This window comes from Megasphaera sp. AF13-6AC (assembly GCF_027685385.1).
GTDB lineage: Bacteria > Bacillota > Negativicutes > Veillonellales > Megasphaeraceae > Megasphaera > Megasphaera micronuciformis.
The window spans coordinates 1-528 of sequence record NZ_JAQCUN010000352.1; the positions used below are offsets into that span (position 1 = coordinate 1).

Below are 528 nucleotides of genomic sequence, written 5' to 3' on the forward strand. Positions count from 1 at the left end.
AGATTATCAAAGAGCGGTTGGCTAATAAGTCCATTGAATTTTCTTTGACGGATAAATTGGAAGGAAATCGACTGCGTGTTCAACAAGGTGTTATTGCCGGTTGTGCAGGAGGTAACTATACGAACATAGAGGCGGCGGCTCATGTGCTTAAACATCACCGTTTGTCGAACGACGTGTTTACTCTTGACGTCTACCCGTCGTCACAGCCTGTCGGACTTGGCCTTTTAAGGAATGGAACGGTTGCAGATTTAACGGCTATCGGTGCCGTATGGAAGACGGCTTTTTGCGGTCCTTGTTTCGGTGCCGGAGATACGCCGGCTAATAATGCGTTCAGTATTCGTCATACGACACGTAACTTCCCCAATCGTGAGGGAAGCAAACCCGGTGACGGTCAATTTTCGGCGGTTGCACTGATGGATGCTCGTTCTATTGCGGCAACGGCCGTAAATGGCGGACTTCTTACGTCGGCTGACGGATACTTTGACAATTATAAAGAACGCCCGTATACGTATGACGACGGACCGTACG

At 49.1% G+C, this 528-nt stretch carries 1 protein-coding gene; it reads left to right on the top strand.

From position 1 onward, the window contains the following. Window positions 1–528: aconitase family protein (locus tag PGX78_RS09425; RefSeq protein WP_270446710.1), on the top strand; the 528-nt coding region annotated here is incomplete at both ends.